General features: G+C 64.5%; 23 protein-coding genes and 1 tRNA gene. 11 read left to right on the plus strand and 13 right to left on the minus strand.

Annotated features, from left to right (window positions below; genetic code table 11):
• Nucleotides 1-17: 17 nt before the first annotated feature.
• The 9 genes from BGP00_RS23360 to pepN form a co-directional block, all read right to left on the minus strand.
• Nucleotides 18-1,301, minus strand: coding sequence for an integrase arm-type DNA-binding domain-containing protein (locus tag BGP00_RS23360; protein WP_292687675.1), 1,284 nt, complete (start codon nt 1,299-1,301; stop codon nt 18-20).
• Between the two features lie 162 nt (nt 1,302-1,463).
• Nucleotides 1,464-1,537: transfer RNA gene (locus BGP00_RS23365), tRNA-Gly, on the minus strand.
• Nucleotides 1,538-1,630: 93 nt separating this feature from the next.
• Nucleotides 1,631-2,167, minus strand: coding sequence for an adenine phosphoribosyltransferase (locus BGP00_RS23370; RefSeq protein WP_292687677.1), 537 nt, complete (start codon nt 2,165-2,167; stop codon nt 1,631-1,633).
• A gap of 111 nt (nt 2,168-2,278) precedes the next feature.
• A complete protein-coding gene (locus BGP00_RS23375) occupies nt 2,279-3,115 on the minus strand; it encodes a cytochrome c1 (protein ID WP_292687679.1) in 837 nt (278 codons plus the stop codon).
• Between the two features lie 23 nt (nt 3,116-3,138).
• Nucleotides 3,139-4,425 (minus strand): cytochrome b/b6, encoded by a 1,287-nt coding sequence (locus BGP00_RS23380; RefSeq protein ID WP_168603043.1) that lies wholly within the window; start codon nt 4,423-4,425, stop codon nt 3,139-3,141.
• Nucleotides 4,426-4,435: 10 nt separating this feature from the next.
• Nucleotides 4,436-4,999: a ubiquinol-cytochrome c reductase iron-sulfur subunit gene (gene petA / locus BGP00_RS23385; protein WP_168603044.1), complete on the minus strand. Its 564-nt coding sequence runs from the start codon at nt 4,997-4,999 to the stop codon at nt 4,436-4,438.
• Nucleotides 4,977-5,174, minus strand: a complete 198-nt coding sequence (locus tag BGP00_RS23390; RefSeq protein ID WP_168603045.1) for a hypothetical protein — start codon at nt 5,172-5,174, stop codon at nt 4,977-4,979. The genes petA and BGP00_RS23390 overlap by 23 nt, the downstream gene beginning before the upstream one ends.
• Before the next feature lie 43 nt (nt 5,175-5,217).
• Nucleotides 5,218-5,973 (minus strand): peptidoglycan editing factor PgeF, encoded by a 756-nt coding sequence (gene pgeF, locus BGP00_RS23395; RefSeq protein WP_292687685.1) that lies wholly within the window; start codon nt 5,971-5,973, stop codon nt 5,218-5,220.
• Nucleotides 5,966-8,581: an aminopeptidase N gene (gene pepN / locus BGP00_RS23400; RefSeq protein WP_292687711.1), complete on the minus strand. Its 2,616-nt coding sequence runs from the start codon at nt 8,579-8,581 to the stop codon at nt 5,966-5,968. Before pepN ends, pgeF begins: the two co-directional genes overlap by 8 nt.
• Before the next feature lie 62 nt (nt 8,582-8,643).
• Between pepN and BGP00_RS23405 the strand changes: the two genes are divergently transcribed.
• Nucleotides 8,644-9,435, plus strand: a complete 792-nt coding sequence (locus BGP00_RS23405) for an SDR family NAD(P)-dependent oxidoreductase (protein ID WP_292687687.1) — start codon at nt 8,644-8,646, stop codon at nt 9,433-9,435.
• A gap of 271 nt (nt 9,436-9,706) precedes the next feature.
• Here BGP00_RS23405 and BGP00_RS23410 read toward each other — a convergent pair whose 3' ends face one another.
• Nucleotides 9,707-10,708, minus strand: coding sequence for a beta-eliminating lyase-related protein (locus tag BGP00_RS23410; protein ID WP_292687689.1), 1,002 nt, complete (start codon nt 10,706-10,708; stop codon nt 9,707-9,709).
• Between the two features lie 119 nt (nt 10,709-10,827).
• Between BGP00_RS23410 and BGP00_RS23415 the strand changes: the two genes are divergently transcribed.
• The gene (locus BGP00_RS23415; RefSeq protein WP_292687691.1) at nt 10,828-11,826 is read left to right on the plus strand and encodes a GDP-mannose 4,6-dehydratase; all 999 of its coding nucleotides are present in this window, start codon (nt 10,828-10,830) and stop codon (nt 11,824-11,826) included.
• 157 nt (nt 11,827-11,983) lie between these two features.
• Here BGP00_RS23415 and BGP00_RS23420 read toward each other — a convergent pair whose 3' ends face one another.
• The 3 genes from BGP00_RS23420 to BGP00_RS23430 all read right to left on the minus strand — a co-directional run bounded on the left by BGP00_RS23420 (nt 11,984) and on the right by BGP00_RS23430 (nt 14,032).
• Nucleotides 11,984-12,424, minus strand: a complete 441-nt coding sequence (locus BGP00_RS23420; RefSeq protein WP_292924374.1) for a hypothetical protein — start codon at nt 12,422-12,424, stop codon at nt 11,984-11,986.
• A 307-nt stretch (nt 12,425-12,731) separates the two neighbouring features.
• Nucleotides 12,732-12,893 carry a hypothetical protein gene (locus BGP00_RS23425; protein WP_168603051.1) on the minus strand — a complete coding sequence of 54 codons (162 nt, stop codon included), beginning with the start codon at nt 12,891-12,893 and terminating at the stop codon, nt 12,732-12,734.
• 533 nt (nt 12,894-13,426) lie between these two features.
• Nucleotides 13,427-14,032: a c-type cytochrome gene (locus BGP00_RS23430; RefSeq protein WP_168603052.1), complete on the minus strand. Its 606-nt coding sequence runs from the start codon at nt 14,030-14,032 to the stop codon at nt 13,427-13,429.
• A 219-nt stretch (nt 14,033-14,251) separates the two neighbouring features.
• On the opposite strand from BGP00_RS23430, the gene BGP00_RS23435 reads away from it, so the two are divergent.
• The 9 genes from BGP00_RS23435 (at nt 14,252) to ispG (ending at nt 22,926) form a co-directional block, all read left to right on the plus strand.
• Nucleotides 14,252-15,148, plus strand: a complete 897-nt coding sequence (locus tag BGP00_RS23435; RefSeq protein ID WP_168603053.1) for a prephenate dehydratase — start codon at nt 14,252-14,254, stop codon at nt 15,146-15,148.
• Nucleotides 15,149-15,221: 73 nt separating this feature from the next.
• Nucleotides 15,222-15,845, plus strand: a complete 624-nt coding sequence (locus BGP00_RS23440; protein ID WP_292687696.1) for a hypothetical protein — start codon at nt 15,222-15,224, stop codon at nt 15,843-15,845.
• Nucleotides 15,842-17,056 carry a DUF4350 domain-containing protein gene (locus tag BGP00_RS23445; protein WP_292687698.1) on the plus strand — a complete coding sequence of 405 codons (1,215 nt, stop codon included), beginning with the start codon at nt 15,842-15,844 and terminating at the stop codon, nt 17,054-17,056. The genes BGP00_RS23440 and BGP00_RS23445 overlap by 4 nt, the downstream gene beginning before the upstream one ends.
• Nucleotides 17,053-18,006 (plus strand): MoxR family ATPase, encoded by a 954-nt coding sequence (locus BGP00_RS23450; RefSeq protein WP_168603056.1) that lies wholly within the window; start codon nt 17,053-17,055, stop codon nt 18,004-18,006. Before BGP00_RS23445 ends, BGP00_RS23450 begins: the two co-directional genes overlap by 4 nt.
• A 1-nt stretch (nt 18,007) precedes the next feature.
• Nucleotides 18,008-19,354, plus strand: a complete 1,347-nt coding sequence (locus BGP00_RS23455) for a DUF58 domain-containing protein (RefSeq protein ID WP_292687701.1) — start codon at nt 18,008-18,010, stop codon at nt 19,352-19,354.
• Nucleotides 19,351-20,397 (plus strand): stage II sporulation protein M, encoded by a 1,047-nt coding sequence (locus BGP00_RS23460; protein WP_292687704.1) that lies wholly within the window; start codon nt 19,351-19,353, stop codon nt 20,395-20,397. The genes BGP00_RS23455 and BGP00_RS23460 overlap by 4 nt, the downstream gene beginning before the upstream one ends.
• Nucleotides 20,394-21,284 carry an RDD family protein gene (locus BGP00_RS23465; protein ID WP_292687705.1) on the plus strand — a complete coding sequence of 297 codons (891 nt, stop codon included), beginning with the start codon at nt 20,394-20,396 and terminating at the stop codon, nt 21,282-21,284. The genes BGP00_RS23460 and BGP00_RS23465 overlap by 4 nt, the downstream gene beginning before the upstream one ends.
• Nucleotides 21,281-21,736 carry a GNAT family N-acetyltransferase gene (locus BGP00_RS23470; protein WP_292687706.1) on the plus strand — a complete coding sequence of 152 codons (456 nt, stop codon included), beginning with the start codon at nt 21,281-21,283 and terminating at the stop codon, nt 21,734-21,736. Before BGP00_RS23465 ends, BGP00_RS23470 begins: the two co-directional genes overlap by 4 nt.
• 65 nt (nt 21,737-21,801) lie before the next feature.
• Complete coding sequence (gene ispG, locus BGP00_RS23475) at nt 21,802-22,926, plus strand: flavodoxin-dependent (E)-4-hydroxy-3-methylbut-2-enyl-diphosphate synthase (RefSeq protein ID WP_292687707.1); 1,125 nt, start codon at nt 21,802-21,804, stop codon at nt 22,924-22,926.
• The last annotated feature ends 120 nt before the right edge of the window (nt 22,927-23,046 follow it).

Genomic DNA, 23,046 nt, shown 5'->3' on the forward strand with positions numbered 1-23,046 from the left:
CTTGGGCTATCTCAGCCCTATCGACTTCGAGCGCCAGGCTGGGGTAGCCTAAAGAAGCCTATCTCGGTGTCCATCAAACCGGCAGCAGGCCACCCATCCCGCAGCTGGTCAAGGTGATCGGACCAATGCTGCATCATGCGCACCCGCTCATCCCAATATTGCCCGCGCGTGTAAGCCTTGCGCACGGCGTTGCTCTCGACATGGGCCAATTGGCGCTCAATGGCATCCGCATTCCATAGGCCCATTTCATTGAGCAAGGTGGCTGCCAAAGCGCGAAAGCCATGGGCGGTCATCTCGTCCTTGCCGAACCCCAGTCGGCGCAGAGCCGCATTGATGGTGTTGTCCGACATAGGCCGATCCTGCGTGCGCAGGGAGGGAAACAGATAGGGGCTGAAGGTGACATCATGCTCGATCTCCCGGATGATCTCCATGGCCTGACGCGAGAGCGGGACCGCATGAGGGCGCCGCATCTTCATCTTATGCTCTGGGATCGTCCAGACTCGCCGCTCAAAGTCGAATTCCTTCCATTCGGCATGGCGCAATTCGCCTGGACGCACGAACAGATGAGGCAGCAAGCGAAGCGCGATTCGGGTCAGAGCATCACCCTCATACTCCTCGATTGACCGCATGAGCGCCCCGGCCTCCTTGGGAGTCGTGATTGCCGGGCGGTGGACCACCTTGGGCGTGACCAGCGCCCCGCGCAGATCCCGGCACACGTCGCGCTCGGCCCGCGCTGTCGCGATGGCATAGCGAAAGACCTGACTGCAGGTGCCCCGCACGCTGCCAGCCGTGTAATATTTCTTCGTCCGCTCGATCTTCTTGAGCGCGAGCAGCACCTCATGGGTGGTAATCTTCGCAATGGGCCGTTTGCCCAGCGTCGGCATCACCAGCCCCAGCTGCCACTCATATTTCTTGATCGTCATCGCGGCGCGTTGCTCAAGGCGCGCCTTTTCCAGCCATTCGTCGGCCACCGCCTTGAAACTGCTCGCCGCCGCCATCGTGTCGGCAATGCGCTCAAGCTTGGCATGGTCGACCGGATCGATGCCCTTGCCCAATAATTTGCGCGCCTCCAGCAAGCTTTCTCGTGCTTCGGCAAGCGTCAGCTCCGGATAGCGCCCGAAGGAGATCGTCCGCTGTGCTCCCCCGAAGCGATAGTTCATCCGCCAATAACGGCTTCCACTCGGCTTGATGAAAAGGTACAATCCGTCCCGGTCGGAGAGCTTATAAGGCTTTTCCTTGGGCTTCGCACGGGCAATCCAAGCCGCGTTAAGTCCTGATTTTCTTATAGTTTCCTCGGCCATGATGGACCTCCAGCAACGGTTTTGGCCGCAGGTCCATCACATGCACCATCAGGTGGGCGAGATTGAGTGGAACATATCTGGAACTGCTGAGGCAATATACCAGATAAAAGCTTGGAAAAACATGCCTCTACGAGGCTTTCTGAGCCCTCTTGAGAGAGGCTCTGGAGCGGGTAGCGGGAATCGAACCCGCCTGACTAGCTTGGAAGGCTAGGACATTACCACTATGCTATACCCGCTCATGGGCGCGGCGCACTTGGACTGGCGCTGTGGTGCGGACGCGCTTGCCATGCGGGCGCGGCGCCGTCAAGCGCCTGCGCCGCGGCAAAATATCAATGGCCGGGGAAATCCATGATCGGGCGCACCGTCACGCCCTGCGCGCGCAGACGCTCGGCCCCGCCAAGGTCGGGCAGGTCGATCACGAAAAGCGCTTCCTCCACCACCGCGCCCGCGCGGCGCAGCAGGGTGAGCGCAGCGCAGGCGGTGCCGCCGGTCGCGATCAGATCGTCAACGATGACCACCTTCTGCCCCTGCGCCACCGCGCCGGGATCGACCTCCAGCGTGTCGGTGCCATATTCCAGCGCATAGTCGATGGCCAGCACCGGCACGGGCAGCTTGCCCGGCTTGCGCACGGGGATGAAGGGCAGGCCGAGCCGCGCCGCCACGGCCGCGCCGAAGATGAAACCGCGCGCCTCAAGCCCCGCGATCGCCTGCGCGCCCGCCTCGGACGCGCGATCGGCCAACAGGGCGACGCTGGCGGCAAAGCCCTCGCCATGGCCGATCAATGTGGTGATGTCGCGAAACAGGATGCCCGGCTTGGGAAAATCGGGGATCGAGCGGACGAGCGCTTTCATGTCATCTTGTGTCATGGCCCGGCCCTATAGGGCGATTTGGCGACATGAAAAAGGCATTTCGGCCCAAAAGAAAAGCCCCCCGCATCGCGTGATGCAGGGGGCGTTTTCATGTCCCTCACAAAGGGATCAATGCCCCTTCTTCTCCGCCCAGACGGTGCGATAGGCCATATAGGCCAGCACCGTGGCGAAGATCAGGAAGCCAAGCACCGGCCAGCCGGTCTGGTGGCGCTTCTCCAGCTTGGGTTCGGCGGTCCACACGAGGAAGGCGGCGACGTCCTGCGCCATCTGATCGACAGTGGCCTTGGTGCCGTCCTTATAGGCCACCTGACCATCCGACACGAGCGGCTGGGGCATGGCGATGTTCAGGTTGGCAAAGTACGGGTTGAAGAACAAGCCGTCAGGCGTCTTGGCATCGGGGAACTTCTTGAGCAGTTCCTCGCCCTTTTCGTTCTTGTAGCCCGCCTGATCGGCATAGCCGGTCAGCAGCGAGTAGATATAGGCCGCCCCGCCATGACGCGCCTTGGCGATCAGCGAGAGGTCGGGCGGGCTGCCCGCGCCGCCATAGACGACCGGCGGGAAATGGTCCTTGAGCGCGCCCGGGTGCTGCTTCACCTCGCCGGTGGCGGGGTTATATTCGGGCACCTGCGCCTTGGCGGCAATCGCCTTCACTTCGGCGTCATTATAGCCCAGCTCGCGCAGGTCGCCATAGGACACCTGCTTGATCGCATGGCAGGTCGCGCAGACTTCGGAATAGACCTGAAAACCGCGCTGAAGCTGCTGACGGTCGAATTTGCCGAAGGCCCCGTCCGAGGACAGGCTCAGCGCCTTGGGGTGCTGATGGAATTCGGCCTCGACCGTCTTGGCGGGCGGCTCGGAAATATAGGCCACGGTGCCCTTGCCCGCCGACCACAACAGGGCCAGCGAGAAGAAGGCGCCCACGAGCATGGAAAAGATACGGATCATGATGTGTCTCTATCCTCGCTCTCTTATTCGGCCGGAGCCGGGGCCAGATTGGCGGCTTCATCGGCCCCCAGCACGGCTTCGGTGATCGAGAAAGGCAGCGGCAGCGGCTTTTCCGTCATCGAGACGAGCGGCAGGATGATGAAGAAGTGGGCGAAGTAATAGAGCGCCGCGATCTGGCTGATGATCACATAGGGCTCTTCGGCCGGCGAACCGCCGCAATAGCCCAGCACCGCAACGTCAATCACCAGCAGCCAGAAGAACTTGCGGAAGGTCGGGCGGAAATGGCCCGAACGCACCGGCGACTTGTCCAGCCAGGGCAGCAGGAACCACACCAGAATCGAGCTGAACATCGCCAGCACGCCCATCAGCTTGGCCGGGAAGAACAGGAAGTTCTGGGTAAAGGCACGCAGGATCGCATAGAAAGGCCAGAAATACCATTCGGGCACGATATGCGCAGGCGTCTGCATCGGGTTGGCCGGAATGTAATTGTCCGGGTGGCCCAGCGCATTCGGCGCAAAGAACAGCATCGCGCAATAGAAGATCAGGAACACGCCCAGGCCGAACCCGTCCTTGGCGGTGTAATAGGGGTGGAACGGCACGGTGTCCGATTCCTGCTTCACTTCAACGCCGGTCGGGTTGGTCGAACCGGGGATATGCAGCGCCCAGATATGCAGGATCACCACGCCCAGAATGACGAACGGCAGCAGGAAGTGCAGCGAGAAGAAGCGGTTGAGCGCAGCCTGATCGGGCGCGAACCCGCCCAGCAGCCATGTCTGGATCGGCTCGCCCACCAGTGGGATCGCGCCGAACAGGCCGGTGATCACCTTGGCGCCCCAATAGGACATCTGACCCCAGGGCAGCACATAGCCCATGAAGGCGGTGGCCATCATCAGCAGGAAGATGGCGACGCCCAGCAGCCAGATCATCTCGCGCGGGGCCTTGTATGACCCATAGAAAAAGCCGCGGAAAATATGGAAATAGACGACGACAAAGAAGGCCGAGGCGCCGTTGGCATGGCCATAGCGCAGCATCCAGCCCCAGTTGACGTCACGCATGATATGTTCGGTCGAATTGAAGGCCACGCCCGTGTTGGCCGCATAATGCATGGCCAGCACGACGCCCGTCACGATCTGGATCACCAGACAGAAACCGGCCAGAACGCCGAAATTATACATGTAGTTCAGGTTGCGCGGCACCGGATATCCGGCCCCGATCGCATTATAGACAAAGCGCGGCAAAGGCAGCTTTTCGTCCAGCCACACCATCGCCGGGTGGCTCGGCTTGTATTCATTGGCCCAGGGAAAGCTCATCTCGTCTTCCTCACCCGATCTTCACGACAGTGTCGCTGGTAAACTCATAAGGCGGCACCTCGAGATTCTTCGGGGCCGGACCCTTGCGGATGCGCGCGGCAGTGTCATAGGTCGAGCCATGGCAGGGGCAGAAATAGCCCCCGAACTCGCCCTTGACCTCACCCTCGCCCGCGCCCAGCGGCACGCAGCCCAGATGGGTGCAGACGCCCATGGTGATGAGCCATTCTTCCTTGCCCTTCTTGGTGCGGTCCTCAAGGCTTTGCGGATCGCGCAAGGATGCCACATCCACCTTCTTCGCCTCGGCGATTTCGACCGGCGTCAACCGGCGCACAAACACCGGCTGCTTGTGAAACACCGCCTTGATCGCCTGTCCGGGCTGGATCGAGCCGATGTCGATCTCGGTCGAGCTTTCGGCCAGCACGTCAGCCGAGGGGGCCATCTGGCTGATCAGGGGCACCAGAACGCTGGCTGCGCCAACGCCTGCCGCACCCGTGGCAGCCACATAGATGAAGTCCCGCCGACGCACCCCCTGCGCCGTATCGTTGGGACTTTCAGCAACAGCAGTTTCTGTCATGTTTGACCCTTGCCTTGCACCAATGGTCCATGCGGGCCGCAGGACCGAAAAAACGAATGAACATCATCGCGTTCACGGCATAAAGCCGCAATACGGTATCGTCAGGAATCTTCTCCCCCGCGATCCGTGTGGTCTGTCCCATACGGTCACCGGCTTTTTTGGTTTTGATAAACATCAAAACCAATGCTGCCAATGGCCTTTTTCTTTGCCCTTTTGTCTCAGGCCACCCCGATCAGCGCGATTTGGCGGCCATAATCGGCCTCGCCCGCATGGGTGGCGCGGCGAAAGGAATAGAATCGGCTCGCATCATCATAGGTGTCCAGCCCCAGCCCCTCCACCACGGCGACTCCATATTCCGCCAGCCGATCAGCGACATAGGCTTCGAGCGCGAATTGATAATGCCCCTCGCGCCCGGCGATGAAGAAGCGATCATGGCGCGCGGCCTGCGCGAGGAAACGCGCGCGAAAAGCCTCGTCCACCTCATAGGATTTTTGTGCGATGCACGGCCCGATGGCGGCCGCAATTCTTTCGCGCCGCGCGCCAAGGGCCTCCATCGCGTCGACCGTGGCCTCGCAAACACCCGTAAAGGCGCCCTTCCACCCGGCATGGGCCGCGCCCACCACGCCCGCCTGCACATCGGCAAACAGCACCGGCGCGCAATCGGCCGTCAGCACGCCCAGCACAAGACCGCACCGGTCGGTCACCAGCGCATCGGCATGGGGGCGCTCGGCATCGGGCCATTCCTGCGCCACCACACAGACCGCCGAATGCACCTGATAGCAGGTGGCCAGAAACGCGCCGGGCAACACGCTATCGGCCGCCAGCCGCCGGTTTTGCGCCACCGCCGCCGGATCATCCGCGCTGCCCAGCCCGACATTGAGCCCTGCCACCGCGCCCACCGACACGCCCCCGCGCCGCCCGAGAAACCCGTGCGGCACACCGGCCAGAGCCGCAGCCTGAATAACCTCAACCAAGGCTCTTGCTCACCTGCTCGAACACATCCTTGGACAGGCCGCGCGTGGCCAATATCCGGTCGAGCTGCGCCTTCATCAAAGCGCTGCGCCCCGCCTCCACCCGCCGCCAGCGGCCCAGCGAGGGCACGAAACGCGCCGCCGTCTGGGCATTGATCGGGTCGAGCGCAAGGATCAGATCGCCGATCAGCCGATAGCCCTCGCCCCCCGCATCATGGAAGCCCGCCGGATTGACAGCCAGCGCCATATACAGCGCCCGCGCCCGGTTGGGATTGTGGATGGTGAAATCGGGGTGCTGCGCCAGCGCTTTGACATGATCCAGCACATCGGGATGCAGCGATCCGGCCTGAAGCGAGAACCACTTGTCGATCACCAGCGCATTGCCCTCATGCCGCTTGTGGAAATCGGCCAGCTTTGCCTCGCGCAGCGGGCTGTCCAATCCGCACAGCACCATCAGCGCGCCCTGTCGGTCGGTCATATTGGTGGCGGCATCATATTGCGCGGCGGCGCGCGGGGCGGCCCCGGCGCCCTGCGCGGCGGCCAGATAGACCAGCGCCTGCGTCTTGACCTTGCGCGCGCCCTTGGCCGCCGCGTCGAGGCCAAAAGGCACCGCGCTCGCCCGGTCATGCAGCGCGGCAAAGGCATCGCCCAATTCGCCGCCCAGCCATGCCTTCAAACCCTCACGCTCGCCATGCAGCAGGCCCGGATCAACCACCGGCAATTGCTCGGCCAGATAGGCATAGGGCGGCAGGATCAGCAATTCGCCGCGCATCAGATCGTCGATCGCCGGATCGTTCAGGATCGCCAGCATCGCCTCGCCAATCGCCTTGCGCTCGGCGGCGCGGCGGGACTCGTCCATCGCGCCGGCTGCGGCCGCCACCAGATGGCGCACCATCAGGCTCTGCATCGCCTCATAGCGGGCAAAGGGATCATCATCATGCGCGGCCAGAAACACCAGATCATCCAGACTGGTGTCCGCCTCGATGGTCACGGGCGCGGAAAAGCCCCGGTTGATCGACAGCACAGGCCGCGTGGGCCAGCCGGAAAAGCGATGCTCCTCCTGCGCGGCGGTCATCACGATCAGCTCCTCGCCGCGATGCGCGCCCGTGGCCGGATCAAACAGCGCAAGGCGCAGTGGAATCGGCACCGGCAATTTGTCCGGCTGCCCCGGCGTGGGCGGCACCTGCTGGCTCAGGCGCAGCACCGCCTCCTCGCCCTCATGGGTAAAGCTGACCCCCACGCGCGGCGTCCCGGCCTGCGCATACCACAGCCGGAATTGCGTCAGGTCCAGCCCTGCGCCTTCCTCGATGGCGCGGATGAAATCCTCGCAGGTCGCCGCCTCGCCGTCATGGCGGGCGAAATAGAGGTCGGTGCCTTTGCGGAAACGCTCTGCTCCGGCCATGACCCGCATCATGCGGATCACCTCGGCGCCCTTGTTATAGACGGTCGCGGTGTAGAAATTGCTGATTTCCTGATAGGAATCGGGGCGGATCGGATGGGCCAGCGGCCCGCTGTCCTCGGGAAACTGGGCGCTGCGCAGGATGCGCACATCCTCGATGCGCTTGACCGGCTCGGACCCCATATCCGCGCTGAACATCTGATCGCGCAGCACGGTGAAGCCTTCCTTCAGGCTCAATTGGAACCAGTCGCGGCAGGTGATGCGATTGCCCGACCAGTTGTGGAAATATTCATGGCCAATGACGCCTTCCACCGCGTCATAATCGCCATCGGTCGCCGTTTCCGGGTCGGCCAGAACATAGCGCGTGTTGAAGACGTTGAGCCCCTTGTTCTCCATCGCCCCCATGTTGAAATCGGACACGGCCACGATGTTGAACAGATCAAGGTCATAGGCGCGACCAAAGACCTCCTCGTCCCATTTCATCGAGTTGATGAGGCTGCGCATCGCATGATCGGTCCGCCCCTCGTCCCCCTTGCGGGTATAGATGTTGAGCGTGACCTCGCGCCCCTCCATCGTGGTGAAATGGTCGGTTGTCGCCACCAGATCGCCCGCTACCAAAGCAAACAGATAGGACGGCTTGGGCCATGGATCGTGCCATTCGGCCCAATGGTTGCCATCGCCGCAATCACCCTGCGCCACCGGATTGCCGTTGCACAGCAGGATCGGGAAAGCTTCGCGGCTGCCCTCCATCCGCACGCGATAGATGCTCAGCACATCGGGGCGGTCGGGGTGAAACGCGATGCGGCGAAAGCCTTCGGCCTCGCATTGCGTGCAAAGCATCCCGCCCGAGGCGTAAAGGCCCATCAACTGGCTGTTGGCGGCGGGGTGGATCGCGGTTTCCACCACGATCTCATGATTGTCGTCGGCCAGATCGATCAGCAGATCGTCCCCCTCCATCCGCCAGTCATTGCGCACCACCTCGTCCACCTCGACCAGCAGCGCGGTCAGCCCGTCGCCCTTCAGCCGGATCGTCTGATCGCCCTGCGCGGCGGGATTGCGGCGCACGGACAATTGCGCGCGCACCCGCGTTTCCTCCAGCCCGAGGCGAAATTCCAGATCGACCTGCGGCACCAGCCACGCAGGCGGCAGATAGTCCTCGCGGCGGATCACGGCGGGGGCAACAGGGGCGGCGGGGGCGTTCATGGCATCCATCATGCCTTCCTTATTAGGCCAAGCCTTTCCGAATGCCAGTATTTCCGATTATGGTTTGCCCCATGAAAACCATGCTGATCTTTGGTCTGGGCTACACCGCCCGCGCAATCGCCCGCCGTCTGGCCGATGACGGATGGCATATCGAGGCGACGGGCCGCGCCGGAACGCTCGATTTCGCCGATGAGGAGGGGGTGCGCGCGGCGCTTGCCCGCGCCGATGCGGTCCTGTCCAGCGTGCCGCCAGCCGAGGATGTTGATCCGGTATTGGTGCGCTATGGGGCGAATCTGGCGGGTATCGGCTGGCTGGGCTATCTCTCCTCCACCGGGGTCTATGGCGATTGCGGCGGGGCGTGGGTCGATGAAAGCGCGCCCGTCGTCGGACTGGGCGGATCGGGCCGCCGCGCCGCGCGCGCGCTGGCCGATGCGGCATGGCTGGAACGGGATGCGCGGGTGCTGCGCCTGCCGGGGATCTATGGGCCGGACCGCTCCGCCTTCGACCGCCTTCGCGAGGGCCGCGCCCACCGCGTCGACCTGCCCGGCCAGATCTTCAGCCGCATCCATGTCGAGGATATTGCACGCGCCGCCCACGCCGCCCTCTCCGCCCCGCCCGGCGCCTATAATATCGCCGACGATAGGCCCGCCCCGCAAAACGCCGTCATCGAGGAAGCCTGCCGCATCTCCGGCCTCCCCCTGCCCCCCCTGCTGGCCGAGCAGGACGTGCCCCCCGCCTCGCGCGCCTTCTATGCCGAGAACCGCCGCGTGGCCAATGGCAAGGCCCGGCGGGTGTTGGGGTGGCGGCCTGTGTTCGCCGATTATCGCGCGGGGTTGCGGGGGATTTGGGAGGGGGAATTATAGGCCTCCGGCGGGCGCTTTTTGCCTCCGGCGGGCAAAGGGACTTGTCCCTTTGCAATCCCGTTATTGTATAGGGTGTGCCATGGGGTCGACGCCTGGTGTCGGACGCGCTGTGGGATTTTGAAAGCCTGCGGCGCCTGCCTATCCGCGCCGCAGGCTTTATATTTCATATTTCATAGGGCGCGTCCGACACATGAGGCCGAACCCATCGCGCAACCCAGACAGTAACGGGAGCGCGAGGGACGAGTCCCTCGCATCATCCCTTCAATCTTCTTCACAACCCCCGCAAAGCCTTGGCCAAAGCCATCACCTCCCCCTCCTCGCTGTTCCACGCGGTCACGAAACGCGCGGCCGTCTCGTCCCAATCGTAGAACGCAAAACCGGCCTCGCGCAAAACCGCCCGCTCGGCTGCCGAGAGCGCGACAAACACCTCATTGGCCTGCACCGGATGGATCAGCCTGTCCCCCGCCGCCGCCGCGATTTCGCCCGCTGCCGCATTGGCGCGGCGGGCATTGTCCAGCCACAGGTCGCCCTTGAGCATGGCGAGGAGCTGCGCGGCCAGATAGCGCCCCTTGGATTGCAGATGCCCGGCGCGCTTGCGGTTATAGCGGGTGACCTCGATCATGTCGGGGGCGAAGAAGATCAGCGCCTCGGCCCCCATCCCGCCGTTTTTGACAAAGCCGAAGGAGAGCGCCTCGACCCCGCCCTCAGAGCTGGCCGCGGCGGGCGAGCATTCCAGATGCGCCACCGCATTGGCAAAGCGCGCGCCGTCCATATGGAAACGCAGCCCCTTTTCCCGCGCAAAAGCCCCCATCGCCGCCACTTCGCCGGGCGTATAGACGCATCCCGCCTCGTTGGCCTGGGTGATGGAAAGCGCCGTCACAGGCGTATGCTCCACCCCCACGCCCACCCTAGCCAGCCGCGCGCGGGCGGTCTCGGGCGTCATTTTCGCATGCTCCCCGCCAGCCAGAATCAGCTTGGCCCCATGCGTGAAGAACGCCGGCGCCCCGCATTCGTCCCGCTCGATATGCGCCAGTTCATGGCACAGCACAGCCTCATAGGGCCGCACCATAGCGGCCAGCGCAAGGCAATTGGCCGCCGTCCCGCTGGCCACCCAGATCGCGGCGCAGGGCCGCCCGAACAGCGCGGAAAAGGCATCATCAAGCGCAGCGCTCAAACTGTCGCCATCATAGGGCGGCTGGGGGGCGTCGGCGGCCTGCATCGCGGCCCATACGGCGGGATGAACAGGGGCGGCATTGTCAGACATAAAAGGCATGGCGCGCTTGTGCGGGTGCCGCCCGGGCGCGTCAATACGTCGGATGGACCCGGCTCCAACCCTTTATTAGCTTTGCCTCGATAAGAGAGCGGCAAACGGCAACAAAGGGTTTTTGGGCAATGAAGGTTCTGGTTACGGGCGCGGCGGGTTTCATCGGCTACAGCCTTGCGGTCAAACTGCTGGCGCGCGGCGATTCCGTCATCGGCCTCGATATCGTCAATGATTACTATGACGTCACGCTCAAGGAAGCCCGCCTCGCCCGCCTGCGCGAGTTGGGCGGCGACCGCTTCACCTTTGTCCGCGCCGATTTCGCCCAATACGAACCGCTGGTCGAGGCGCTCTCGGGCCTGGAATTCGACCGCATCGTCCATCTGGGCGCGCAGGCGGGCGTGCGCTTTTCGATCACCAACCCCCACGCCTATCTGCATTCCAACCTTGCCGGGCATTTGAACATGCTGGAAATCGGGCGGCATCGCGGCGTGGAAAACATGGTCTATGCCTCCTCCTCCTCGGTCTATGGCGGCAACACCAAACTGCCCTTCGCCGTCGAAGACCGCGTTGACCAGCCCATCAGCCTCTATGCCGCCACCAAAAAGGCCGACGAGCTGATGAGCGAAACCTACGCCCATCTCTACCGCCTGCCGCTGACGGGCCTGCGCTTCTTCACCGTGTATGGTCCTTGGGGGCGGCCCGACATGATGATGTGGATCTTTACCAAGGCCATCGCCGCGGGCCAGCCGATCCCCGTCTTCAACAATGGCGATATGTACCGCGACTTCACCTATATCGACGACATCATCGCGGGCGTCATGGCCAGCCTCGACAACCCCGCCCCCGACGACGGCGAGGTCAAGGCAGGCGGATCGACCAAGCCCCACCGCCTCTACAACATCGGCAACCACAAGAGCGAACACCTGATGCGCGTGGTCGAAATCCTCGAAGAACAGATCGGCAAAAAAGCCATCATCGACTTCCAGCCCATGCAGCCGGGCGACGTGCGCCAGTCCTTCGCCGACATCGACGCCATCGCCCGCGACCACGGATACGCCCCCACCACCAGCATCGACGTGGGCGTGCCCAAGTTTATCGAGTGGTATAAGTTGTATCATGGGATTTGATTTTAGGGGGTTTTAGGGATGCCTCCGGCGGGCAAAGGGCGGAAGCCCTTTGCAATCCCGTTACTGTCGGCGGTGCGCTATGGGGGCGGTGTAGTGTTTGGATGGCGGTTTTGAAGGCCGCTGCGCGGCGAGGGACGTCAAGTTGGCGGGAACGGATTTAGCTACCCATCAAAACCGCTTCCTCAGTCGCGCCTTTTATCAACTGAGCAATGTCAAGATGGAAAGTCTCTAATTCAGGATAGTTCGTGAGGAAAAATCCTCGCGCTCGATACTGAGGTTCAACATCGTCCGCGACTTCAAACCTTACGGCAAGATTACCTCTGCTATCGAAGGGCACGATTTCCAATCGAATGATAAGATCATTACCTTCCAGAAAATTGAATCCCCATTGCGCAACGACAGGTTGCCCCTCCGTAATAGGAAACCTTGCAAGGGCCTCTCCAAACTCCTGCACATCTTGCCACTGAGCCCAAAATCCACCTTTGCCAGAGAAGCGATCCGTTTCCACCGCAATCCACAGTCGTCCAAAGTCGTCACGCGGCAAATCGTGATCAAAGAAGCTTGGATCATGTCTGTATCGAAGGGTGAGCTTGCTCATCATTAGGATGTTGCAGGTAGGCGCAATGACCGCAATGGCCCCGCCTCCGAAATGCCTTTTTTTCTTTCCGCGAAGCGGCCTAACCGTCATTCACAACGCCGCCCCCATCTCACCCACCGCCCCAACAACGCCCCACCCCGACAATATCGGGATTGCAAAGGGCCCCCGCCCTTTGCCCGCCGGAGGCACCTTCAATCCTTAAACCCCGGAACACCCGTGCCAAACACCAAAAAGGCCGCGCAAGGCATCACGCCCCACGCGGCCCTTTGATGGGAAAAACGCTTGGCCTAAATCAGGCCGCCGTAAATCAGGCCAGGGCCAGTTCCTGCGTGTCGGCCAGCACGCCGCGATAGTGGCGGGCACGCTTCAGGTGCCGGTCGCGCTTTTCCGGGTGCCGGGCGCAGGCGGCCAGCAGATAGCAGCGGTCGATACGGCGGATCAGAAAATCGGCGCTCCATGCTTGTGCCATTGGACCATCTCCTGTGCTTATATCTCTACTGATGGAATAGACATAGTGTGTCGCGAATCGGCGCTTTGTTTCAACCCCCATGCGCCGGATCGAGGGGAGATTGCGTTGACCTGAACCAATCCGCAATAAAAAAATCTGTCCTACAGAAACCATATGGGTTATTCAACCCGCCATCCGCAACCGTCCTTATGCGCAGGGACCAATGCGGTAATTCAGGCCGGCGCCGCTGGGCCGGGATCATGGCGAAAGCGTCAAAAAAGCCGTGGACCACGCCACACAGCGCCAACCGGAAAGGACGGGCCAAGCACCGTCATGGCAGGCTTTGCGAGCCCACCTGTCATGGCCGCCCGATCCGCCGATGCGGGCCGAATCGGGCTGTGAAGCAAGGCGGCTACCCGATCATTCGCACGCGCACGCGGCCCTTTCGCGCCCGGCATTCAAGGGCGTCCGGGGGCGTCGGCCTGATCCCTCAAGCCAAACGCCGGTCTTCTGGCCGACGGGCATTTGTCATGCCCGCCGGAAACAGCCGGATCTTACTTGGCGCTTTCCGCCGCCGATGCCGCATCGGCCGGAGCCGCCGCCGCATCACCCGCAGGCGCCGCCGCAGCAGGAGCCGCAGGCAGAGGCAGGTTCGAACCTTGCTGGTTCAGATAAACCATGACCGCCGCGCGATCCTCGGCCGATTCCAGACCCGCAAAGGTCATCTTGGTGCCATCGGCAAAGGCGCGCGGATTCTTCAGCCACTCGTTCATTTTGGCGAAGTCCCACTTGCCGCCCTTGGCCGACAGGCCCGCCGAGAAGGCAAAGCCCCCGCGCCCATGGCCGATTTCATCGCCAAGGATGCCATGGATATTCGGACCGATCCCATTGGGGCCGCCCGCCGTAATCGTATGGCACGATGCGCATTTGGCGAAGACCTGCGCGCCCTTGGCGGGGTCCGCCTTGGCCAGCAGTTCCTCGATCGGCGCCTCGGCGGGGCCGGATTTGGCCCCCGACACGCCTTCGATAGGAAAGCCCATGTTTTCGGGGCGGTTTTCCTTGTCGGCGCGGAAATAGTGGCCCGACAGGCTGGAAAGCCCCAGCGCAACCACAGCAGAACCCAAAACCCAACCGGCAATGGTATTGAAACGACCGCTCATCAACAATGCCCCGTCCCATATGCTTCCAAGGGAGAAATCCCCGGAAGGCGTTTTGCCCTCTGGTGTAGAGAGCGTGAAACCCAAGCGCAAGGCGGATTTCACCCGTGCGCCAGTATTCCGCCCGCAACCGATACAATGCCCGATACAATTCGCATCGAACAGACTATCGGCAAAGCCCACTGGCGCGCGGCGTAAAATCGGCCTAAGCGCCAGACCGCTATGCACAGCTATCCTACGCCCGCTCTGATCCAGGTCAAAGAACTGACCGCCCAAGCCGCTGAAAATCCTGCACGCGCCGTTGCGTTTCAGGGTGCGCCGGGGTGCAATTCGCACCGCGCGGCGCTGGAATACGCGCCGCAATGCGCGCCCTTGCCCTGTTTCAGCTTTGAGGACGCGCTGGATGCTGTGAAGGAAGGCCGGGCCGACCGGGCCATCATCCCCATCGAAAACAGCCAGCATGGCCGCGTGGCCGACATCCATTTCCTGCTGCCTGAAAGCGGGCTGTCGATTGTGGGCGAACATTTCCTCTCGATCGAACATGCGCTGATGGCGCTGCCCGGCGCGAAGGGTCCTTTCGCCGCCGCCTATTCCCACCCTCAGGCGCTGGGCCAGTCGCGCCATTATCTGCGCGCGCGCGGCATCGTGCCGATGGCCTATGCCGACACGGCCGGGGCCGCCGCCTTTGTCAAGGAACAGGGCGATCCGGCCGCCGCCGCCATCGCGCCTGCGCTGGCCGCCTCGCTCTATGGCCTCGATATTGTCGAGCATAATGTCGAGGATGCCGCCGACAACACCACGCGCTTTGTCGTGCTGGCCCGCGCCCCGCTCGATCCGGCAACCATCGAGGGCACCGCGATGACCACGATGATCTTCGAGGTGCGCAACGTCTCGGCCGCGCTTTACAAGGCGCTGGGCGGCTTTGCCACCAACGGGGTCAACATGACCAAGCTGGAATCCTATCAAAAGGGCGCCAGCTTCTCGGCCACGATGTTCTTTGTCGATATTGTGGGCAAACCGGGCGAGGAACCGGTGGACCGCGCGCTCGAAGAAGTCGCTTTCCATTGCAAGGACCTGCGCCTTTTGGGCAGCTATGCGCAAAGTCGTCCAAGAGGGTAGGCTGATCGCTTGCGCTCGGCCTGAGGGCGTGTAAGAATCTGTCCGCGATGGCAATTCGGGACAGAGACGTCAGGTGAGCGCAGCGGCGTCCAATTCCGTCCATCAGGCATGGCGCGCGGTCCGCGATGCGCGCGACCTGCAGTTCACCCCCGTCCCCAACTGGACCCCGGCGCCCACGCCCGACTGGCTCAAGGCGCTGGCCCGTTTCCTGCGCGATCTGTTCGAGCCGGTGGGCCGGGCGCTGGGCATGTCATGGCCGGTGATGGAAAAGATCCTGATCGGCCTGCTCGCGCTGGGCGTGGCGCTGCTGCTCTGGCGGATTGCGGCGCGGCTGTGGGCGATGCGCCGCGCCGCCCCCGCCGCCCCAGAATGGAGCCCCGACGCCGCCGCCGCCCGCGCCCTGCTGGACGATGCCGATGCGCTGGCCGCGCAGGGCCGGTTTGACGAGGCGACCCACCTGCTCCTGCTGCGCAGCCTTGAGCATATTGCCGAGGCCCGCCCGGCCGCCCTGACACCCGCCAGCACCGCGCGCGAGATTGCCGCGCTGAGTTCTCTTTCCGCCCCGGCCCGCGCCACCTTTGGCCGGATCGCCGCGCTGGTCGAACAGGGGCGCTATGCGCTGCGCCCGCTGGAGGCGCCGGACTGGGCCGCCGCCCGCGCCGCTTATGCCGACTTTGCCGAACAGCGCCTCGCATGAACAGCCGCAGCCCCTTTTCGCCCCTTTCGGCGCTGGCGCTGGTGCTGGCAGGCGGGGCCTTGCTGGTGGCGATGCTGTGGATGATCGGCGCGGGCGTGGCGGCGGGCGACATCAATGATGGCGGCGCGCATGGCGGCGGGCGGGGGCTCAACGGCTATGGCGCCCTCTATCGCCTGCTCGAAGCGACCGGCCATGACACCGACTATGCCCGCGACGACAATGGCCTGCGCCGCCCCGGCCTGCTGATCCTGACCCCGCCGCATGAGGCGCAGGGGGCCGATATCAGCCGCATCGTCGCCCTGCATCGCGGCCATGGCCCGGTGCTGATCATCACCCCCAAATGGGCGGCGGCCCCGGCCGACACAAGGCAGCCCGGCGTGCAGGACGGCTGGGTCCGGCTGGGCGAGGCGCGCACGCCGGAATGGGAAGGCTTTCTCGACGATGTGGGGGTGGCCATTGGCCCCGCCGCCGCCCCGGTGCGCGATGCCCATGGCGCGCGGGCGGTGCTGCCCTATCCGGCGCGGGTGATGAGCGGGACGGGCAAGCGCCTTTCGCCCAGCGTCGAGGACGGGCGGGGCCGCATTCTGGCCGCCACCTATGAAGAGCCGGACCAGAACGCCCTGCTAGCGCTGATCTTTGAACCGGATCTGGCCAACAATGCCGGTTTTGCCCATGAGGAAAATGCCGCAGTCACCCTGCGCCTGATCGAGGACCTGCTGCCCGCCGATCAGAAGCAGGTGATGTTCGATCTCACGCTCAACGGCCTGGGGCGCGAACCCAATCTGCTCACGCTGGCCTTTACCCCGCCCTATCTGGCGGTCACGCTGGCGCTGATGCTGGCCGGGGTGGCGGTTTTGTGGCGGGCCTATGCGCGCTTTGGCCCGCCTTTGGCGCCGGTGCGCGACATCGCCTTTGGCAAGCGGGCGCTGGCGGAAAATTCGGCCGGGCTGATCGCGCGGGCGCGGCGGTTTCATCTGTTGCCCGCGCCCTATGCCGATGCGGCGCGAGGGCGGATCGCGGCGGCGCTGGGCCTTGCCCCCCATGGCGATGCGGCGATGATCGACGCCGCCATCGAGCGCGCCCTGTCGGCCCGCGCGCCGGAATTGAGCTATACCGCCGCCAGCGCCGCCCTGCGCGCGGCGCGGCGCCCCTCCGAAATCCTGCGCGCCGCGCGCCAGTTGCATGATGTCGAAAGGTTGTTGACCCGATGAGCGAAGCCCTCTCCCTTTCCGCCCTCTCGGATCTGGCCGGGGCCATCCGCGAAAGAATCGCGCGCGCCGTGGTCGGACAGGACAGCGCGGTCGATCATCTGCTGGTGGCGCTTTTCGCGCGGGGCCATGTCCTGCTCGAAGGCCCGCCGGGCACCGCCAAGACGCTGCTGGCGCAAAGCTTTGCCGCCACGCTGGGCCTGCAATTCGGGCGGATCCAGTTCACCCCCGATCTGATGCCGGGCGATATTCTCGGCTCCAACCTGTTCAATTTCCAGACCAGCCAGTTCACCCTGACGCGCGGCCCGATCTTTTGCGACCTGCTGCTGGGTGATGAAATCAACCGCACCCCGCCCAAGACGCAGGCCGCCCTGCTCGAAGCCATGCAGGAGCGGCGGGTGACGCTGGACGGGACGGCGCACCGCCTGCCCGATCATTTCATGGTGGTGGCCACGCAAAACCCTATCGAATCGCAAGGCGTCTATCCCCTGCCCGAGGCGCAGCTCGACCGTTTCCTGTTCAAGCTGACCATCCCCTATCCCGATGCGCAGGAGGAGGCGCGGATCATCGCCCGCTATGGCGCGCAAGGTTCGCCCGAACCCATCACGCCGATCCTCTCGCGCGATCAACTGGCCGCCGCCGACGCCACCGTGGCGGGCATCACGCTGGCCCAGCCGCTGGTCGATTACATCGTCCGCCTGATCCGCGCCACGCGTGAAAGCGCGGACCTTTCCTGCGGCGCTTCCCCACGCGCGGGCGTGCTGCTGGCCCATGCGGCGCGGGCGCGGGCGGCGCTGGCGGGGCGCGATTATGTGTTGCCCGATGATGTGAAGGCGCTGGCCCCGGCTGTGCTGCGCCATCGCCTGCTGCTCTCCCCCGCCGCCGAAATCGAGGGGCGTCAGGCCGAGGGTCTGGTGGCCGAGATCATTGCCCGGACCGAGGCGCCGCGCTGAGGTGATACGCCGCCTCGCCTCCGGATTGCGCCTTGCCGCCGCTCTGATGCGCCCCGGCGTGGCGCCCGCTCCGCGCTGCGTGCTGGCGCTGGTCGCGCTGGGGCCGGTGGGGCTGGTGCTGGCCGGGTTTGTTCCCGCGCTGTGGATTGCCGCGCCTTTGCTGGGCCTGTTGCTGCTGGCGCTGGTGCTGGTCGATGGGGCGCTGGCCGGGCGGCTGGAGGATGTTCATGTCACCGTCCCTGCGCAGGCCGAGATCGGCCAGAGCGCGGCGATCACCATCCGCGCCCGCCTGTCGCGCCCCGCCCCGATGGAGGCCGCCCTCGCCCTCGACCCGCGCCTTGCGGCGGGGGGCAAGCTGAGCGCCACCCTGACGGGCGAGGAGGCGCAGGCCCCTTTCACCCCCAGCCGCCGATGCCATGGCGCGATCGACACGCTCTGGCTGCGCTGGCGGGGGCCGCTGGGCCTGGCCATGCGGATCGAGCGGCGCGAGGTCGATGCCTCGGTGCGGGTGCTGCCCTCGGTGGCGGCGCTGCGCGGGCCCGCGATGCAGGTCTATCTGCGCGACGCCTCGCTGGGCCTGATCGCGCGGCGGCTGCGCGGCGAGGGGCAGATGTTCGAAACGCTGACCGAATATCAGCCCGGCATGGATCGCCGCCGCATCGACTGGAAAGTCTCGGCCCGCCACGCCCATCTCTATGCCAAGGAATATGAGGTCGAGCGCAACAACCCCATCGTGCTGGCGATGGATTGCGGGGCGGCCATGTGCGAGCCGGTGGCCGGCCTGCCAAGGCTGGACCGGGCGGTCAGCGCGGCGCTGCAGATGGCATGGGTCGCGCTCAAGGGGGGCGACCGGGTCTCGCTGTTCGGCTTTGCCGCGCGGGTGATCGTCTCGACGCCCTTTGTGGCCGACACGCGCGATTTCCATCGCCTGCGCAGCGCGGCGGCCGATCTGGATTACACCGCGCGCGAGGCCAATTTCACGCTGGCGCTCTCCACACTGGCCCAGCAACTGGCGCGGCGCTCGCTCATCGTGGTCTTTTCCGAATTTGCCGATTCCACCAGCGCCGAACTGATGGTTGAATCCATCGGGCGGCTGATCGCGCGCCACCGGGTGCTGTTCGTCTGCCTGCGCGATGAGGAACTCGAAACGCTGGCGGGGGGCGAGGTGGTCGATATGGAGGCGCTGGGCGGGTCGGTGGCGGCCAGCGCCCTGCTGCGTCAGCGCGAATGGGTGCTGATGCGGCTGCGCGCGATGGGGGTCGATGTGGTCGAGGCCGCCCATGATGCGGTGGGCGCCCGCCTGCTCGACGCCTATATGGCCATCCGCAGCCGGGGAGGGATCGGATGAAGGATTGGCCCAACCGTCTCCTCGCCCGTTTTCGCCGGGGCGCGGCGCAAGAACAGCACATCGCCCCCGCCACCCTGCGCTCCGACCGTTTCCGTCAGGCGCGCGAGGGCGACTGGCGGCGGCTGGAGGCGATTGTCACGGCGGTGGAGAAAGGGCGGCTGGGGCGCCTGTCGGATGCCGATCTGCTCGATCTGCCGGTGCTCTATCGCCAATTGGCCTCCAGCCTGGCGGTAGCGCGCGAAACCAGCCTTGATGCCGCAGCCCTCGCCTATCTGGAGGCGCTGGCGCAAAGGGCATGGTTTATCACCTATGGCCCGCGTGAGAATTTCCGCGGCTGGTTCATGGGCTTTATCCTTGGCGGGTGGAGCCGGGCGGTACGAGCCATCCGCTTTGACATTCTGATCGCGCTGGCGCTGATGGTGGCGGGCGTGGCGGTGGGCTGGATGATGGTGGCGCATGATCCGGCCTTCTACGCCATGCTGGCCGGACAGGACCCGGCGCGCAATCCTGCATCCAGCGCGAAGCAATTGCGCGAAACCCTGTTCGGCGGGCAGGATCAGGACGCGCTGGCCGCCTTTGCCGCCTATCTGTTTGGCCATAATGCCCAGATCGCCATCCTGTGTTTCGCGCTGGGCTTTGCCATCGGCCTGCCCAGCGTGCTGCTGTTGCTGCAAAACAGCGGGATGCTGGGCGCGATGCTCTGGCTGTTTCACGGCAAGGGGCTGCTGCTCGACTTTTCGGCATGGATCGCAATCCATGGCACGACGGAATTGTTCGCCATCCTGCTGGCCGGGGCGGGCGGCATCCATATCGGGCGCGCCATTGCCTTTCCGGGCGAGCTATCGGTGATGGAAAGCGTGGCGGCGGCGGGGCGGCGGACCGCGCCGGTCATGCTGGGCGTGGTGCTGATGCTGCTGGTGGCCGGGATGCTGGAGGGGTTTGCGCGGCAATTGATCGATTCGACGCCGCAAAGGCTCCTCGTCGGGGGCTTTATGCTGACCTTCTGGCTGGTCTATTTCTTTGTCTTCGGGGCCCGCAAATGAGCCCCCAGAACCACTTGCGCCCCGATCAGCGCGAAATCATCACGCCCGAGGGGCTGAGCCTGCGCCTGACGCTGGCGGGGCGTTCGGCGCGGCTGGGGGCGCTGGCGGTGGATCTGGCCTGTATCGGGGCGATCCTGCTGGGGGCGGTGCTGGCGCTGGTCTATACGCAGGCGGGGCTGGGCCAGTGGACGAAGCGGCCCGAGGCCCACCATGCCGCGCAATTCCTGTTCATTCTGTGGACCGCGCTGATGTTTCTGCTGCGTAACGGCTGGTTCCTGATCTTTGAACTGGGGCCGCGCGGGGCGACGCCGGGCAAAAGGATGCTGGGCCTGCGCATTGCCGCGCGCGATGGGGCGCGGCTGACGACCGAAATGGTGCTGGCGCGCAATCTGCTGCGCGATATCGAGATCTTTCTGCCGATGGTCGCGGTGCTGTCCGCGCTGGGCACGCCTTCGTCGAGCATGGTCAATTGGGCGGCGGCGGGATGGTTCCTGCTCTTTGCGCTGTTTCCCCTGTTCAACCGCGACCGTTTGCGCGCGGGCGACATGATCGCGGGCACATGGGTGGTCGAGGCCCCCCGCGCCCGGCTGGAGCAGGCCCTGAGCGCCCAAGCCGCAAGGCCCGACTATGCCTTCGGCCCGGCTGAGCTGGCGATCTATGGCGAATATGAATTGCAGACGCTGGAGCGGGTTTTGCGTGACGCCTCGCCCGCCGCGATGGAGGCGGTGGCCCGCGCGATCTGCGCCAAGATCGGCTGGAGCGCGCCGCAGGGCGATGAGGTCCGCCGCTTTCTCGACGCCTATTACACAGCGTTGCGGGCGCGGCTTGAACAGGGGCTGCGTTTCGGTCGGCGCAAGGTGAACAAACATGACGGAGCAGCGCGATGAACATCCGTGAGGACGACCTGAGCGGGCCGGAGATCGCCCGCCTGCTGACATATCATCTCGAGCAGATGCACCGCTGGTCGCCCGCCGACAAGGTTCATGCGATGCCCATCGAGCGGCTGCGCGCTCCCGATGTCACCTTCTATTCGGCATGGGTGGATGGGCAATTGGCCGGATGCGGCGCGATACGGCATCTGGACCCGGCGCGCGGCGAGTTGAAATCCATGCGCGTCGCGCCCGAATTTCTGGGGCGCGGCATCGGGCGGGCTATCCTGCATCACCTGATCGAGGTGGCGCGCGGGCGCGGATATCGCCAGGTCCTGCTGGAAACCGGCAAGCCCGAAGCCTTCATTCCGGCGCGGCGACTGTATGAAAGCGAGGGCTTTAGCCAATGCCCCGCCTTTGCCGGATACACCACCGATGATTACAGCCTGTGCATGAGCCGGGATCTGTAATCACCTCTTCGCATTTGCGGCGCATCGCCAATGCGCTATAGGGCCAGAGCAAAGGAGTTGCCCCCATGTCCTCAGTCCGTCCCTGGCGTGATATCGCCCGCCGTCAAAGCCGTCAGATCATGGTCGGCAAGGTTCCCATCGGCGGCGATGCGCCCATCGCGGTCCAGACCATGACCAACACGCTGACCAGCGATGCTGTCGCCACGATCGACCAGATCCGGCGCTGCGAAGAAGCGGGCGCCGATATTGTGCGCGTATCCTGCCCCGATGTCGAATCGACGGCGGCCTTCAAGCAGATCGCGCGGGCCTCGCGCGTGCCTTTGGTCGCCGACATCCATTTCCACTATAAGCGCGCGCTGGAAGCGGCCGATGCGGGCGCGGCCTGTCTGCGCATCAATCCCGGCAATATCGGCGGGTCGGACCGCGTGGCCGAAGTGGTGCGCGCGGCCAAGGCCAATGGCTGCTCGATCCGCATCGGCGTGAACGCAGGGTCGCTGGAAAAGGATCTGCTGGAAAAATATGGCGAGCCCTGCCCCGAAGCGCTGATCGAATCGGCGCTCGATCATATCAAGCTGCTGCAGGACCATGACTTCCACGAATATAAGGTGGCGGTGAAGGCTTCGGACGTGTTCCTGGCCGTCTCTGCCTATATGGGGCTGGCCGAGGCGGTCGATTGCCCGCTGCATCTGGGCATCACCGAGGCGGGCGGGTTGATCGGCGGCACCGTGAAGAGCGCCATCGGCATGGGCAACCTGCTGTGGGCCGGGATCGGCGACACGATCCGCGTTTCGCTCTCGGCCCCGCCGGAAGAAGAAGTGCGCGTCGGCTTTGAGATCCTCAAGTCGCTGGGCCTGCGTACGCGCGGCGTCCGGGTGGTTTCCTGCCCGTCCTGCGCGCGTCAGGGTTTTGACGTGATCAAGACCGTCGAGGCGCTGGAAACCCGCCTCAGCCATATCAAGACCCCGCTCTCGCTCTCGGTGCTGGGCTGCGTGGTCAATGGTCCGGGCGAGGCGCGCGAGACCGACATCGGCCTGACCGGCGGCGGCAATGGCAAGCATATGGTCTATCTCTCGGGCGTGACCGACCACACCGTGCAGAGCGAGGATATGCTCGAACATATCGTCAAGCTGGTCGAGGCCAAGGCGGCCGAGATCGAGGCGGCGCAGGTGGAAACCGAAGCGGCCGAATAATCCCTTTTCGAGGTGGATTGGCAGGGGTGGCCTGCTGCCGGTTTGATGGACACCGAGATAGGCTTCTTTAGGCTACCCCAGCCTGGCGCTCGAAGTCGATAGGGCTGAGATAGCCCAAGG

Source organism: Novosphingobium sp. 63-713, from assembly GCF_001898925.1.
GTDB lineage: Bacteria > Pseudomonadota > Alphaproteobacteria > Sphingomonadales > Sphingomonadaceae > Novosphingobium.